This window comes from Corallococcus praedator (genome assembly GCF_003612125.1).
Taxonomy (GTDB): domain Bacteria; phylum Myxococcota; class Myxococcia; order Myxococcales; family Myxococcaceae; genus Corallococcus; species Corallococcus praedator.
In genome coordinates this window covers 1-14,248 of the sequence record NZ_RAWI01000244.1, presented here as the reverse complement: position 1 = coordinate 14,248, position 14,248 = coordinate 1, and the positions used below count along the sequence as shown (strand labels likewise).

13 protein-coding genes are annotated in these 14,248 nt (G+C 67.6%); 11 read left to right on the top strand and 2 right to left on the bottom strand.

Annotated elements, in window-relative coordinates; translation table 11 throughout:
* Positions 1 to 73: 73 nt before the first annotated feature.
* From D7Y13_RS26870 to D7Y13_RS26850, 5 genes are all read left to right on the top strand, one after another.
* On the top strand, positions 74 to 379 hold the full coding sequence (locus D7Y13_RS26870) for a hypothetical protein (RefSeq protein ID WP_120536856.1): 306 nt from the start codon (positions 74 to 76) through the stop codon (positions 377 to 379).
* Positions 380 to 455: 76 nt separating this feature from the next.
* The gene (locus D7Y13_RS26865) at positions 456 to 1,283 is read left to right on the top strand and encodes a 2,3,4,5-tetrahydropyridine-2,6-dicarboxylate N-succinyltransferase (RefSeq protein ID WP_120585927.1); all 828 of its coding nucleotides are present in this window, start codon (positions 456 to 458) and stop codon (positions 1,281 to 1,283) included.
* Positions 1,284 to 1,351: 68 nt separating this feature from the next.
* The gene (locus D7Y13_RS26860; RefSeq protein ID WP_120585928.1) at positions 1,352 to 1,972 is read left to right on the top strand and encodes a cupin domain-containing protein; all 621 of its coding nucleotides are present in this window, start codon (positions 1,352 to 1,354) and stop codon (positions 1,970 to 1,972) included.
* Between the two features lie 66 nt (positions 1,973 to 2,038).
* Positions 2,039 to 3,127, top strand: a complete 1,089-nt coding sequence (gene dapE / locus D7Y13_RS26855; protein WP_120585929.1) for a succinyl-diaminopimelate desuccinylase — start codon at positions 2,039 to 2,041, stop codon at positions 3,125 to 3,127.
* A 161-nt stretch (positions 3,128 to 3,288) separates the two neighbouring features.
* The gene (locus tag D7Y13_RS26850) at positions 3,289 to 3,726 is read left to right on the top strand and encodes a cell envelope biogenesis protein TolA (protein ID WP_120585930.1); all 438 of its coding nucleotides are present in this window, start codon (positions 3,289 to 3,291) and stop codon (positions 3,724 to 3,726) included.
* 230 nt (positions 3,727 to 3,956) lie between these two features.
* Here the strand turns inward: D7Y13_RS26850 and D7Y13_RS26845 are convergent, their stop codons facing one another.
* On the bottom strand, positions 3,957 to 4,553 hold the full coding sequence (locus D7Y13_RS26845) for an imm11 family protein (RefSeq protein WP_147444542.1): 597 nt from the start codon (positions 4,551 to 4,553) through the stop codon (positions 3,957 to 3,959).
* A gap of 352 nt (positions 4,554 to 4,905) precedes the next feature.
* Here D7Y13_RS26845 and D7Y13_RS45330 point away from each other — a divergent pair, with 352 nt between their 5' ends.
* The 6 genes from D7Y13_RS45330 to D7Y13_RS26820 all read left to right on the top strand — a co-directional run bounded on the left by D7Y13_RS45330 (position 4,906) and on the right by D7Y13_RS26820 (position 12,698).
* Positions 4,906 to 5,403 (top strand): hypothetical protein, encoded by a 498-nt coding sequence (locus D7Y13_RS45330; RefSeq protein ID WP_147444543.1) that lies wholly within the window; start codon positions 4,906 to 4,908, stop codon positions 5,401 to 5,403.
* Positions 5,396 to 6,076, top strand: a complete 681-nt coding sequence (locus D7Y13_RS26840; RefSeq protein WP_120585932.1) for a hypothetical protein — start codon at positions 5,396 to 5,398, stop codon at positions 6,074 to 6,076. Before D7Y13_RS45330 ends, D7Y13_RS26840 begins: the two co-directional genes overlap by 8 nt.
* A gap of 29 nt (positions 6,077 to 6,105) precedes the next feature.
* Positions 6,106 to 6,621, top strand: a complete 516-nt coding sequence (locus D7Y13_RS26835) for an HsdM family class I SAM-dependent methyltransferase (RefSeq protein WP_120585933.1) — start codon at positions 6,106 to 6,108, stop codon at positions 6,619 to 6,621.
* A 922-nt stretch (positions 6,622 to 7,543) separates the two neighbouring features.
* Entirely contained in the window at positions 7,544 to 9,817 is a 2,274-nt protein-coding gene (locus D7Y13_RS26830; RefSeq protein ID WP_120585851.1) for a family 2 encapsulin nanocompartment cargo protein terpene cyclase, read from the top strand.
* A gap of 55 nt (positions 9,818 to 9,872) precedes the next feature.
* The gene (locus tag D7Y13_RS26825; protein WP_120536850.1) at positions 9,873 to 11,267 is read left to right on the top strand and encodes a family 2B encapsulin nanocompartment shell protein; all 1,395 of its coding nucleotides are present in this window, start codon (positions 9,873 to 9,875) and stop codon (positions 11,265 to 11,267) included.
* A 33-nt stretch (positions 11,268 to 11,300) separates the two neighbouring features.
* A complete protein-coding gene (locus D7Y13_RS26820; RefSeq protein ID WP_120536849.1) occupies positions 11,301 to 12,698 on the top strand; it encodes a family 2B encapsulin nanocompartment shell protein in 1,398 nt (465 codons plus the stop codon).
* A gap of 82 nt (positions 12,699 to 12,780) precedes the next feature.
* On the opposite strand, the gene D7Y13_RS26815 is transcribed toward D7Y13_RS26820, so the two are convergent.
* The coding region (locus tag D7Y13_RS26815) for a hypothetical protein (protein WP_208734495.1) at positions 12,781 to 14,248 on the bottom strand (1,468 nt) is incomplete at its 5' end.

Here is a 14,248-nt window from a genome sequence, read left to right as displayed (position 1 = left end):
GGCAGGGGGCCGGATGACTCGCGTCTGCTCCGGGCCGTCCCCACCTTTGCCTCTCAAGAGGAGGTGAGGACCGATGGCTTTCGACGACACGCCGTTCGAACGGCGCTCCATCATCAGCGGCATGCGCGTGCGCGCTTCGGACGGTGCCCTGCTGGGGTACGTGGCCCTCATCGGCCAGGAACACCTCTACGTCCGGCGCTCGCCCTTCAACCGGCACTGGAAGGAAGTGCCCCTGTCCGCCGTGGGACGGGTGCTCCAGGGCGCCGTCATCCTGCGCGAGGGCACCGGCCCGCTGACGAAGGCGGACCCGACGTTTCACGGGGAAATCCCGACCCAGACACACCCCCTGGCGTTGATACCGGGGACGTCGCACGTCTGACGTCGGACGCCGGGAGGTCCGGAGCCGGACACTCGGGTGCGGCGCGCGAACCTGAAGTGTGATTCAACCCGGCCCCATGGCCACCTCCATCGAAGACCTCTCCCAGAGGGTGTCCGCGGCCTTCGCGGACCGCACGAAGCTGAAGGACGCGGACACCGTGGCGGCGGTGCGCGAAACGCTGGCGCTGCTGGATGCCGGCGAGCTGCGCGTCGCGGAGAAGGGCCCCGAAGGCTGGCGGGTGAACGCCTGGGTGAAGGAAGCCATCCTCCTGTTCTTCGCGGTGTCGGAGATGCGGGTGATGGAGGTGGGCCCCTTCGAGTTCTACGACAAGGTGCCGCTGAAGAAGGGCCTGGAGGCCGCGGGCGTGCGCGTGGTGCCGCCGGGCACTGTCCGCTACGGCGCCTTCGTGGAGAAGGGCGCGGTGGTGATGCCCGGCTACGTGAACATCGGCGCCCGGGTCGGCGCGGGCACCATGGTGGACACCTGGGCCACGGTGGGCTCCTGCGCGCAGGTGGGCCGCCATGTCCACCTGTCCGGCGGCGTGGGCCTGGGCGGCGTGCTGGAGCCGCCTTCCGCGACGCCCGTCATCATCGAGGACGGGGCCTTCCTGGGCAGCCGCTCCATCGTGGTGGAGGGGGTGGTGGTGGAGGAGGAGGCGGTGCTGGGCGCCAACGTCGTGCTGACCGCGTCCACGCAGATCATCGACGTCACCGGCTCGGAGGAGCGCGTCTACAAGGGGCGCGTGCCGGCCCGGAGCGTGGTGATTCCTGGAATGCGGGAGAAGGAATTCCCCGCCGGGAAATACATGGTTCCCTGCGCGCTCATCATCGGGCAGCGCAAGGCGTCCACGGACCAGAAGACGAGCCTGAACGCGGCCCTGCGGGAGTTCGCCGTCCCGGTGTGAGGTCGGAAAATCCGCTGTCACCGGGGGCGCGTATAGAACCTCGGTGACCCTCGCGGTCCCAAGAACCCATGGAACACCTCGACGACATCCTTCCCGAGTGGCTGCTCGGGACCCTGGAACCGGCCCGACGGGAAGCCGCGTCCCGCCACCTGGAAGGCTGTGCCCGGTGCCGGGCGGAGCTGACCCGACTGGCGCCGGCCGTGGATGCGCTCGGGACGCTGGTGGTTCCGGTGCAGCCCCCGGCCGAAGCCCTTCCCCGCCTGATGCGGGAGATGGAAGGTCCCGGCCGCTTCGCCCGCTGGGGCGGGCAGGTGGCCGCGTTCCTGGATGTGACGAAGGAGCGGGCGCTGTCCCTGCTGGAGTCCATGGCGGATCCGAACAACTGGATGCCGGGCCCGGTGGACGGCGTGGAGCTGATGCCGGTAGAGGCGGGCCCCGCGCGCGAGGGGATGATGGCGGCCATCGTGCGGCTGCTGCCCGGGGCGCGCTACCCCCGCCACACCCACCAGGGCCGCGAGTGGAACCTGGTGCTGGAGGGCGGCTTCCGCGAGGACAACGGCCATGAGGTGTGGCCGGGCGAGGAGCTGGAGAAGACGGACGGCTCCATGCACGACTTCACGGCCCTGCAGGGACCCGCGTGCATCGCCGTCACGGTGCTGGACGGCGTGACGGCCTTCGAGGATTTGTAGGACGCACGCGGCCCGACGGGCGGCGTGCTGGGAGCGGGCGGAGGCGGGGAGTATGGTGGGCCGCGCATGGCTTCCAACGACCTCGCCGCCCGTCTTGCCCATATGACGCTCGAGTTGTGCCGCATCGACAGCCCCATTGGCCACGAGGGTCCCATCGCGGACCACGTCGAGGGCTGGGCGCTGCGCCACTTCCGCCGTGAAGAGGTCTTCCGCGTAGGCCACACGCTGCTGCTGGGGTCGCTGGACGACCCCCGGCCCACGGTGGCGCTCATCGGACACCTGGACACGGTGCCCATGCATCCGGGCGACGTGGGCCGCGTGCCGCGCATCGAGGGCGAGCGCGTGCACGGCCTGGGCGCGTCCGACATGAAGGGCGGCCTCGCGGTGATGATGGCGCTGGCGGAGGACCTGCGCCGCGACACGCTGCCCGTCAACGTGGCCTTCCTGTTGTACGAGCGGGAGGAGGGGGCCTACGCGGAGAGCGGCCTCATCCCGCTGTACGCGAAGCGGCCGGACCTGTCGCGCGTGCGCTTCGGCATCGCGATGGAGCCCACGGACGGCGTGGTGCAGGTGGGCTGCGTCGGCAGCATGCAGGTGACGGTGCGCTTCAACGGGCGCAGCGCGCACTCGGCGCGGCCGTGGCAGGGGGAGAACGCCATCCACAAGGCGGGCCCGTTCCTCACGGAGCTGTTGGGGCGCGAGCGCGTGGAGGTGAACGTCGCGGGCTTCCCCTTCTACGAGGTGATGAGCGCGACGCTGGCCAAGGGAGGCCGGGCGCGCAACGTGGTGCCGGAGGCGTTCGAGCTGAACCTCAACTACCGCTTCGCCCCGGGCAAGAGCGTGGCCCAGGCGAAGGAGGACGTGCTGGCGCTGGTGGCGGGCCGCGCGGAGGTGGAGTTCACGGATGCGTCCCCCAGTGGACCGGTGGCGGCGGGCAACCCGCTCTTCAAGCAGTTGATGGCGCTCACGGGGCTGCCGGCCGCGTCGAAGCAGGCGTGGACGGACGTGGCGCGCTTCGGTGAGTGGGGCGTGGACGCGGTGAACTTCGGGCCCGGTGAGACGGCGCAGGCGCACCAGCTCCACGAGAGCGCGCCCATCGCGCCGCTCGCGGTGGCGTACGAGAAGCTGGCGGCGTTCCTGAAGGGCGCGGTGTAGCGAAGCGTTGAGCCGTGCGCGCGGGGGCCGGATTCTCGGCCTCGCGCGGTGGTGTTCGCGCGTGCATTCGTTGGATGGCGTGCATCTGCGTGGGGGCGCATGGGTTGACTTCATGCGGTTGCGCGTACGCTTCCAGGTGTTTTCGAACCTGGAGGTTGTTGATGAACGCTGAAACGAACGCGCAGGACCCGAACGAGACCCCGTCGCTGTCCAACACCCTGACGTCGGTGGGTGAGTCCGCCACGCCGTCGCGCCGCCGCGCTTCCGGGACGCGCAAGAGCGCGCGCAAGGCCTCGCCCCGTCGCAGCGGTGCCGCGAAGCGTGCGACCACGAAGCGCGCCTCCGCGAAGAAGGCAGTCGGCAAGCGTCCCTCCGCGAAGAAGGCCGCGGGCAAGCGTGGGACGGCGAAGCGCGCCACCGCGAAGCGTGGAACGGCGAAGCGCGCCACGGCCAAGCGGGGGGCCCGCAAGTCGCCGGTCCGTCGCGCCGCCGCCGGCCGCACCGCGCGCAAGACGACCGCGAAGCGCGGCACCACGGCCCGGAAGAACACCCGCGCGGGCGCTCGCAAGAGCCCGTCGCGTCGCTCGCCGCGCCGCTAGGAGTCACGCTGGCGGAAGGTGTGGCAAGGGTGAGCGACCCGTGAACCTTTAGAGGACTTCGGGACCCCATTCAGGGGTGTGTTTCCTCCCGGAGTTCTCGTGGAGGCCCAAGGTCAAGCCCGCCACTTCGCTCAATCCTCCTTGTCCAGGTGCTCCTCCAGGCCGTCCCAGAGAATGCGCCGTGCGCCACGGGAACCGGGCGGAATGGGACGGTCCGCCATCACCGGCACCTACCTTCCCGCGTCATTGAGCGGCAGCTCCTTCCAGTAGACGTTGGCGAACCGCCGGTCACTGATCTCCTTTGCCAGCTCGTATCGCAGCACGTAGGTCATGGGATCCTTGTCCGCACGAAACAACTGCGGTGCGCGCTCCACCTTCTTGCGGTCCAGCACATGCTTCTTGATGGTGAGGGGCTTGGTGGGAGTCTTGTCGCTCCAGAGGACCTCACTGGCCTGGAAGTCGACACAGTCGAAGGTGCCGATGGGGTTCACGATGCAATAGTCGCTGTTGAAGCTGCGCTTCCGATGGTCGTACAGCGTGAAGGGCAGATACTCGATCTCGTTCGTGCAGTGCTTCTCGATGACGGCACGCAGTTCGTTGGAGACGATGAGGGTGTTACGGGTGTTGCCCAGCAGGGGTGACAGCTTGATGCCCGGCGAGTCCTCGGACATGTAGACGCGAGCGTCCTCCGGATAGAGGCTTCCCACTCGTTCGCCCAGGCCAACACGCGCGACGTCCATCCCCAGGCCCTCCACCAGGCTGTGCAGCATGCACAGCGTTGGGTCGCCCAGCTTGCCACTCACAATCAGCTTGAAGAACCGCAGCATGAAGTTCCTTCCCGCCTTCCCTTCACAGGGAGCCCGCGGCGGCATCTGCCTCGAAGGCATCCTCCAAGGCATTGTCCTCCAGCTCCCCAGCCGCTTTCATCGAATTTCCGGCATCCAGGATGTCCTTGCGGTGTTATGGGTGGCGCCTGGACCATGGCCAGTCGCGTAAGCAGCGCTACTCGGCCTTCATGCCAGAACTCCGTGGAACTTCGCGCGATGGGATCCACTCGCGCGACCTGACGAACGAGCAGGATCCCGACAGCCCGTCGAGTCTGATCGTAGGCTCAGGCAGGACGAAGTCCGGGCAGTGGAGAGCGGAATGACGCCCAGGAAAGCAACGCGGAGGATAGGCATGTGGGCGCTCGTGACAACCCTGTTGGTTGGCGCGCTGGGACAGAGTGGATGCGCCCACGGGCGTGGCTTGGTCATTGGACGCATTACTCCGGAACATTTCCGCTTCAAAACAGTCGTCGCGGTGGACGCCGCCGAGATGCAGCCTGATGGCTGGAGGGCTGTCTGCATCCATGCGCGCATCACGGAAGGCGATTCAGGAGCTACCGATGTATGCAAATTCGAGGTCGGCGTTCCGATACGCAACACCCAGCAGGGAGAAGTTCCTCTGGAGGTTGCTCAGCAGGTTGTTGCATCTCTGGCCAACGCGGCGGCTCATGAGATTCTATCCAAGGCTCAGCAAGGAGAGATGATTGCCATCCTGTGCCGCCGGTTCAAGAATAAATATGAGAGCCTGCTCAGGGAACGCATTGCCGGAGCCCGTGTGTCTGAGTGTCAGACCCCAGGCTTGGAGCCCATCTCTTTCGACATTCCATTGAAGGGAGCGGCGAATGACTGAGGGATCGCTAGAGTCATTGATTGAGTTCGCGCTGCGGTTCTACCCAACCGGGTTCCCAGTGGAGGAGGATGAGCTGACCGAGCCAGTGCCAGCCCACCAGCGTACACCCGAACATGCCAGGTTCCTGGCGGCATGGAACAAGGCCTTGAATGGGACCGATTGGAAGAACCTCATGAAAGGACTCGAACGCGCCTTTCCTGGTGAAGGCATTGGTAACGGGACCCAGCCCTACGTCTCGGCGTGCATGCGCTGTTTTCTCTACCGCACAGAGCCGTTGCCTGGAGGCGAGCGACTCGCGACACGCATCGCCGCCGCGGTCAGTGTCCTTGCGCCTTTCTACATTGTCTATGTCACGACCCAGGTCTGGCATCCCACCTCCACGGAATACCCCATGGCGGCGGCCCCCCACCCCACGAGAGGGGACGCAGGCGATGAGTCCTTTCACCTCCAGCACTTTTCCTCCCCCCAGCTCACCTTTGAACCGCCCGCGAATGTCAAACAGGAAGTGGATGCGCTGGAACGCCAAATAGAGGAGGTGCTCGGCTATCGCCGCTTCCCCTTGGCTTTCGCGGGGGTGCAGCTTCCAGGGCTTCGAGTGGGCTTCTTCAATGGTGAGGCGCCGCCGACGCTTTTGGATGCGCTCTTCTCCGACAATCTCGCTCACCTGCCTTGATGGTAACCGTTGCGTGGCTGCGGTAGTCGGTGAGGGCGGCCGAGTCGCAATCCGTGCGTCCCGGGGGCAAGTTTCCGAGAGCGTTGATCCGCGCCATTGTGGACGTAGTGCAGCCCAAGCCGGGAGAGACCATCGTGGACCCGGCCGTGAGCACCGGCGGCTTCCTGCTCGCGGCCCACGACTACATTGCTCACGGCAACAGGCTCGACAGGGATCAGAAGAAGCACCTCAAGCTGGAGGTGCTGTGGTGGTGGGAGATCGCCGATACGCCCGCCCGCCTGTGCACGATGAATCTGCTGCTCCAGGGCATCGGTGGGGATGAGGCTCCCATCGTGGTGGATGACGCCATCCGCGGCGACCCGGGCACGCGGTGGAAGATCGTGCTCTCCAATCCGCCCTTTGGCCGCAAGTCCTCCGTCACCGTCATCAACGAGGAGGCGAGCAGGAGCAAGAAGCCCTCACCGTCGTGCGCGACGACTTGTGGGCCTCCACGAGCAACAAACAGCGCAACTTCGTGCAGCACATCAAGACGCTGCTGGAGGTGAACGGGCGGGCGGGCGGCGGTGGTGGTGGTGCCGGACGTGGAAAATGATCAAGGCATTGACGCTTGCTGGTTGGGTCGCGGTGCTCCACGGATGTGCTGCACCCGCTGCTGCCTGGAAGGGCGAGGTGACGTGGCCGGACGAGCATTCGGCGAGGACTGTTGCCGAGTCCATGGAAGCCGGTGCCGCGCTCGCTGCGGCGGGCGCCATCCGCGAGGTGGTACGGACCCACCCGTTTCCGAACCTGTTCGCGGGGTGCTCAAGCCCGGAGCAGGGCTTGGATGTCTCCGTCTTCACGGGCCCAAAGCCCGACTTGTACTTCGTGGTCGTGGACCAGCGGTTTCACCGCTGCGGCGGCCCCATCGGACGCGTTCTCGACTGGTGGGAGGTGTATGCGGTGACGCCCCAGGGCGCCGTGGTCGCGAAGGCGCCGACTCCGGCTGGCGAGGACCCCGCGGATTCATCGCCACCTGGGAAGGCACCGCCTGACGCCGGGTCGTCTCCATGCCTGGGGATCGCTCCGCTCGCACCGAACGCCCCACCTGCTTCGCCTTCTCCGGCTGCGCCCAAGGCTTCCCCTGAGTCGCCGGCACCCGCCCAGCCGGTACCAGAGCAGCCCCGCCCGGAAGGTCCGTGACGGCCTGCCCCTTTCTGGGGCTCGCCGTCATTACCGGGTGGGGGTGAAGGTGCGCCGCTGGATGCCTTTTGCCTGCCGTCCCGCACCGGCCGTGAGTGGCGGAAATACCCATCCGCGACAGGTTTCCGCCAATCCGGAAACAAACTCACGACGGACAGTGGGTGAAGGTCAACCCAGTCCGCTATTCCTAATTCCCGAGATTATTCAAATTTTCCCGGGCACCACGTTTAGCGTGGAGTCGGGTTCCCAACACCACTACAAAGGTCGTGAGTCCAACGAGGGGTACCCATGTCCAAGGCGCGTCACAAGCAGCCGTTCGAGCTGCCCGATTTCTACGTTCCCTGGCCCGCGCGCCTGAACCCCCACCTCGAAGCAGCCCGCGTCCACACCAAGGCGTGGTCGTACGAGATGGGCATCCTGGGCCCTCCGAATGACGGGACGCAGCGGGAGGTCTGGAGCGAGCGTCGCTTCGACGGCATGGACTACGCGCTGCTCTGCGCGTACACGCACCCGGAAGCGCCGAGCGTCGAGCTGGACCTCATCACCGACTGGTACGTCTGGGTCTTCTACTTCGACGACCACTTCCTGGAGGTCTACAAGTACTCGCGCGACATCCAGGGCGGTCAGGCGTACCTGGACCGGCTGCCGCTGTTCATGCCGCTGGACCTTTCGCAGACGCCGCCGGAGCCCACCAACGCGGTGGAGCGCGGCCTGTGGAACCTCTGGCAGCGCACCGTGCCCACCATGTCCATGGACTGGCGCCGCCGCTTCTACGAGAACACCAAGCACCTGCTCGATGAATCGATGTGGGAGATCGAGAACATCAGCGAGGCGCGCGTCTCCAACCCCGTCGAATACATCGAGATGCGCCGCAAGGTCGGTGGCGCTCCGTGGTCGTCGGACCTGGTGGAGCACGCCGTCGCGGAGATTCCGGCCCGCGTCGTCCAGAGCCGCCCGATGCGCGTCTTCAAGGACACGTTCTCCGACGCCGTCCACCTGCGCAACGACTTGTTCTCCTACGAGCGCGAGATCCTGGAGGAGGGCGAGCTCTCCAACGGCGTGCTGGTGGTGGAGAAGTTCCTCGAGTGTGACACGCAGCGCGCCGCGGACCTGGTCAACGACCTGCTGACGTCCCGGCTCCAGCAGTTCGAGAACACCGCCGCGACGGAGCTGCCCTGGCTCTTCGCGGAGTACGGCCTGAACCCGGCGGAGCAGGCGCAGGTGATGCTGTACCTGCGCGGCCTCCAGGACTGGCAGTCCGGCGGCCACGAGTGGCACATGCGCTCCAACCGCTACATGAACCAGACCGCCGGCCGGGAGAACCGGGAGCTGTCCATCCCCCTCCCCAGCGGCCTGGGCATGTCCGCCATCAAGCTGCCGCTGACGGCCGGCGCGCTGGGCCTGGGGCCTCGCGCCCGCAGCTTCAGCCACGTCCCCCGCCAGCACGTGGGCCCGGTGAAGCTGCCGAAGTTCTACATGCCCTACAGCACGTACCTGAGCCCCCACCTGGAGCGCGCGCGGCGCAACTCCAAGGACTGGGCGCGCCGGATGGGCATGCTGGACGAGCTGCCCGGCCTGGGGCTCTACATCTGGGACGACCACAAGTTCGACGTCGCGGACGTGGCCCTCTGCGGCGCGCTCATCCACCCGGACGCCACCCCCGAACAGCTGGACCTCACGGCGTGCTGGCTGGTGTGGGGCACCTACGCGGACGACTACTTCCCCGCGCTCTACAGCCACACGCGCGACATGCCGGGCGCGAAGCTGTTCAACGCGCGCCTCACGCAGTTCATGCCGGATGACGTGGAGGCCGTGAACGCCGCGGTGCCCACCAACCCCGTGGAGGTGGGCCTCGCGGACCTGTGGAAGCGCACGGCCGGCCCGCTCTCCGCCTACGGCCGCAAGCTGTTCCGCAAGGCCATCCAGGACATGACGGAGAGCTGGATCTGGGAGTTGAACAACCAGATCTTGAACCGCGTGCCGGACCCGGTGGACTACGTGGAGATGCGTCGCAAGACGTTCGGCTCCGACCTCACCATGAGCCTGTCGCGTCTGTCCAAGGGCGACGCCATCCCGGAGGCTGTCTTCAAGACGCGGACGCTGCGCGCGCTGGAGAACTCGGCCGCCGACTACGCCTGCTTCGTCAACGACATCTTCTCCTACCAGAAGGAGATTGAGTTCGAGGGCGAGCTGAACAACGGCGTGCTGGTGGTCCAGAAGTTCCTGGGCGTGGACAAGGACGAGGCCGTCCTCGTGCTGAACCACCTGATGACCGCTCGGATGAAGCAGTTCGAGCACCTGGTCGCCAAGGAGATCCCGGTGGTCATCCGCTCCTTCGACCTGGACACGGACGCGCAGGAGAAGCTGCACAAGTACGTGGAGCAGCTCCAGCAGTGGATGGCGGGCATCCCGATGTGGCACGCGGCGGTGGACCGCTACAAGGAATTCGAATTGCGAGACGCGGCCATGCCCAAGTTCAAGACCGGCAACATCGGCAGCCTTGGCGCGCTGGGCACGTCGGCGCTGCGAGTCGCGGAGCTGTTCAAACGCGAGCATCCCTGATTCTGGCTTTGCAGTGAACTGGCTTTGATTTTTTCAACCTAGGGAAAGGTGACCCATGTCGAACTCCAAGACGCACGATGAGAACTCGCTGAGCCTCGGGACCGCGGCGGCACGCCAGCTGGCGACGACCACCAAGTCCGAGCCCCAGATGCAGGGCATCTCCTCGCGGTGGCTGCTCAAGCTGCTGCCGTGGGTGCAGGTGTCCGGCGGTACGTACCGCGTCAACCGCCGCATGAGCTACGCCGTGGGCGACGGCCGCGTCACCTTCACCAGCACCGGCGCCAAGGTGCAGGTCATCCCGGCGGAGCTGGGCGAGCTGCCCCTGCTGCGCGGCTACGAGGACGCGGAGGTCCTCGCCGCCCTGGCCAACCGCTTCACGCAGAAGGAGTACAAGGCCGGTGAGGTCATCACGGAGGCCGGCAAGGAAGCCGACTCCATCGTCCTCATCGCGCACGGCAAGGTGAACCGCATTGGCGCCGGCAAGTACGGCGAGCCCACCGTGCTGGAGACGCTGGCGGACGGCGACCACTACAGCTACCAGGCGCTGCTGGAGTCGCAGGACTACTGGCAGTTCACGGTGAAGGCCGTGACGCCCGTCACGGTGCTCATCCTCCAGCAGTCCGCCTTCGAGGCGGTGGTGGCCCAGGCCCCGTCGCTGAGCAAGCACATCGAGGAGTTCAAGGCCCTCTCCAAGAAGAAGCAGGACACGTCCGGCCAGGCCGCCATCGAGCTGGCCGCCGGCCACAAGGGCGAGCCCGTGCTGCCCGGCACCTACGTGGACTACGAGACGTCGCCCCGCGAGTTCGAGCTGAGCGTCGCGCAGACCGTGCTGCAGATCCACACGCGCGTCGCGGACCTCTTCAACGACCCCATGAACCAGACCCAGCAGCAGCTGCGTCTGACCGTGGAGGCCCTGAAGGAGCGCAAGGAGCACGAGCTCATCAACAACCGTGAGTTCGGCCTGCTGCACAACGCGGACCTCAAGCAGCGCATCCACACCCGCCGCGGCCCGCCGACGCCGGACGACATGGACGAGCTGCTGGCCACCGTGTGGAAGGAGCCGTCGTTCTTCCTGGCCCACCCGCGCGCCATCGCCGCGTTCGGCCAGGAGTGCAACCGCCAGGGCATCTACCCCACCAGCGTGGACTTCAACGGGAACATGATCCCCGCCTGGCGCGGCATCCCCATCGTCTCCTGCAACAAGATCCCCGTCACCGAGTCCCGCACCAGCTCCATCATGCTGATGCGCGTGGGTGAGAAGAACCAGGGCGTCGTCGGCCTGCACCAGGCCGGCATCCCGGATGAGATCGAGCCCAGCCTCAACGTCCGGTTCATGGGCATCAACGAGAAGGCCATCATGAACTACCTGGTCACCGCGTACTTCTCCGCGGCGGTCCTCACGCCGGACGCGCTGGGCATCCTGGAGAGCGTCGAAATCGGTCGCTCGTAGTCCCAGGCCCCCCGCACTTCCGGAGCTCTCTTCATGGCGAATCCCATCAACAACGGCGACACCGAGCACTCCAGCCTCAGTACGGCCGGTGCACGCCAGCTGGCGACGACGACCAAGTCCCAGCCGCAGATGCAGGGCATCTCCCCCCGGTGGCTGCTGCGCATGCTGCCTTGGGTGGCGACGAACGGCGTGTTCCGCGTCAACCGCCGCCTCACCTACTCCGTGGGCGACGACCGGCTGAACTTCACCAACGTTGGCGCCAAGGTGGAGGTCATCCCCCAGGAGCTGCTCAAGCTGCCGCTGCTGCGCGGCTTCGACGCGGACGAGGAAGGCCTGACGGTCCGGGCCCTCGCGAGCCGCTTCGTGCAGAAGCAGTACAAGGCCGGTGAGTCCATCGTGGAGGCGGGCCAGCCCGCCGAGCACGTGTTCCTCATCGCGCACGGCAAGGCGACGAAGCTGGGCACGGGCAAGTTTGGCGACCCCGTGGTGCTGGACACGCTCGCGGACGGCGACCACTTCGGCGATTCGGCCGTGGTGGAGTCCAACGACGTCTGGCCCTTCACGGTGAAGGCGAACACGGCCTGCACCGTGATGGCGCTGCCGCAGCAGGTGTTCGAGGACCTCATCAAGAACGCCCCCGCTCTGAGCGCGCATGTCGCCCGGTACAAGGCGAACCTGAAGAAGCCCCAGGACAAGGCAGGGCAGGCCGCCATCCCGCTGACCGCCGGCCACCACGGCGAGCCCACGCTGGCGGGCGGGTTCGTGGACTACGAGCTGAAGCCCCGCGAATACGAGCTGAGCGTGGCGCAGACCATCCTCCGCGTGCACACCCGCGTGGCGGACCTCTACAACGACCCCATGAACCAGACCGCGGAGCAACTGCGGCTGACCCTGGAGGCGCTGAAGGAGCGCAAGGAGCACGAGCTCATCAACAACCCTGAGTTCGGGCTGCTGCACAACGCGGACCTGAAGCAGCGCATCAACACCCGGAGCGGCCCGCCGACGCCGGACGACATGGACGAGCTCTTGTCGCGCCGTCGCAAGTCACGCTTCTTCCTGGCCCACCCGCGCACCATCGCGGCCTTCGGCCGGGAGTGCAATCGCCGGGGCATCTACCCGACGGTCGTGGACGTGGCCGGCAGCAAGATGACTGCGTGGCGCGGCGTGCCCATCCTGCCGTGCGACAAGATCCCCATCACCAACACGCTCACCAGCTCCATCCTCGTGCTGCGCACCGGGGCGGACGATCAGGGCGTCATCGGCCTGCACCCCGGAAAGCTCCCGGACGAGGTGGAGCCCGGAGTCTCCGTGCGCCGCATGGACATCAACGACAAGGCCATCAGCGAGTACCTGGTGAGCACGTACTTCTCCGCCGCCCTCCTGGTCCCCGACGCGCTGGGTGTCCTGGAGAACGTCGAAATCGGTCACTGATGTCTTGAATTGAGTTGATGCAAGACAAGACGGGCCCGGTGCGGATGCACCGGGCCCGTTTTCATTTTTCTCTCCGCGTCGCTCAGTACTTCACGCGCAGGAGGAAGATGTCGCCCCGCAGGGGCTTGAGCTTGTCCACGCCGAAGTCGGTGACGCGGTCGGTGTGGCCGTACAGCACCGCGTCGCCGTCCGGCATCAGCACCACCGCGGGCACCGCCTCCACGCCATACAGCTCACCCCGGGGCTCCGGAGTGACGCCCAGGAAGAGGTGGGAGGCCAGCGCGTGTCCCGCCGCGTCGAAGCGCTGGGTGAAGAGCTGCGCGGAGCCCAGGCCGTCCTGGCCGGTGGTCCCGTTCTCCAGCCACGAGTACGTGTAGCCCACCGCCAGCACCTCGCCGGAGGCCTGCACCGCGACGCCCTGCACCTGCGCGTCCGGGCCCAGGTCGCGCGCCCAGCGCTCGGTGCCGTCGGCGGCGGTGACGGCGACGAAGGGGCTGGGATTGGCCGCGCCCTTCAGCGGGGACGCCGCCCAGGAGAAGGTCCCCTGGAAGTCACCACCGGCCACCACGTCGCCCGTGGGGCTCCGGCTCACGTCCTTCACGGCGCCCTTCACGCCGGGCCGGACCTTCGCCCACCCGAGCGTCCCGTTCGCCCGGTACAGCGCCACGAATGGGCTGCCCGTCTCCGCCGCCTGCGTGGCGTTGGTGCCGAAGCGCACGGTGCCCACGTACCGTCCCGCCACCGCCACGCTGCCGTCCTCCGCCAGCGCCAGCGCCAGGGGCCAGGCGCCCGCGCCGTCGGACTCCGCCTGGCCCACGGCGAAGCTCCGCTCCGGGGTGCCATCCGCCGCGAACACCGCCACGCCCGCGCTGGGGCCCTTCACGCCCGCGCCCAGGTCCACCATGGACGGCGCCGTGTAGGCCACGTACAGCCGGCCCTGTGCGTCCGCCGCCACATCCGCGACCGTCAGGTCCGCCGGCAGCTCGTGGGCCCAGAGCGTGGCGCCGTCCCCGGACAGCCTCGCGACGAAGGCCCCACCGGCCAGCTTGCCCGTGCCCAGGTCCATGAGGCCCTGGTGGTTGCCGGCCACCAGCAGGCCGCCCGCGCCGTCCGCCGCGACGCGGGCCCGGACCTCCGCGCGCAGCTCCAGGGGCGCCGTGGCCACGCGGACGTCGTAGGCCCGCGTCCACAGCGTCTGGCCCGCGCCCGAACGTCGGGTGAGCACCAGTTGCACGGAGTCGTCCGTGGGGGCCCGGGCGTCCAGGTCGTCGTAGTCGTGCACCGCCGCGCTGAAGAAGTCCCCGGACGCGTCCACCGCCAGGTCCAGCGCCAGGTCGTCCTGGGCGGAGCCTTCCTTGGACAGCCACAGCGTGGCACCCGACGCGGGCGGCACCTGCTCCGGCTCCTTGTCGGGAGGCGGGGGTTCGTTGGAGTCCGGTTCGGTGGGGGGTGTCTCCGGTTCGGTAGGGGGCGGTGGAGTGTTGTCAGGCACCGCGGGCTGCCCCGCCGGGCACCCCGCCGCCGTGTCCTGGCAATCCGCCGGGTCGGAC

Coding starts and splice junctions, on each gene's coding strand:
- D7Y13_RS26870 (WP_120536856.1), top strand. CDS start 74: ATGGCTTTCGACGACACGCCGTTCGAACGGCGCTCCATCATCAGCGGC.
- D7Y13_RS26865 (WP_120585927.1), top strand. CDS start 456: ATGGCCACCTCCATCGAAGACCTCTCCCAGAGGGTGTCCGCGGCCTTC.
- D7Y13_RS26860 (WP_120585928.1), top strand. CDS start 1,352: ATGGAACACCTCGACGACATCCTTCCCGAGTGGCTGCTCGGGACCCTG.
- dapE (WP_120585929.1), top strand. CDS start 2,039: ATGGCTTCCAACGACCTCGCCGCCCGTCTTGCCCATATGACGCTCGAG.
- D7Y13_RS26850 (WP_120585930.1), top strand. CDS start 3,289: ATGAACGCTGAAACGAACGCGCAGGACCCGAACGAGACCCCGTCGCTG.
- D7Y13_RS26845 (WP_147444542.1), bottom strand. CDS start 4,553: ATGCTGCGGTTCTTCAAGCTGATTGTGAGTGGCAAGCTGGGCGACCCA.
- D7Y13_RS45330 (WP_147444543.1), top strand. CDS start 4,906: ATGTGGGCGCTCGTGACAACCCTGTTGGTTGGCGCGCTGGGACAGAGT.
- D7Y13_RS26840 (WP_120585932.1), top strand. CDS start 5,396: ATGACTGAGGGATCGCTAGAGTCATTGATTGAGTTCGCGCTGCGGTTC.
- D7Y13_RS26830 (WP_120585851.1), top strand. CDS start 7,544: ATGTCCAAGGCGCGTCACAAGCAGCCGTTCGAGCTGCCCGATTTCTAC.
- D7Y13_RS26825 (WP_120536850.1), top strand. CDS start 9,873: ATGTCGAACTCCAAGACGCACGATGAGAACTCGCTGAGCCTCGGGACC.
- D7Y13_RS26820 (WP_120536849.1), top strand. CDS start 11,301: ATGGCGAATCCCATCAACAACGGCGACACCGAGCACTCCAGCCTCAGT.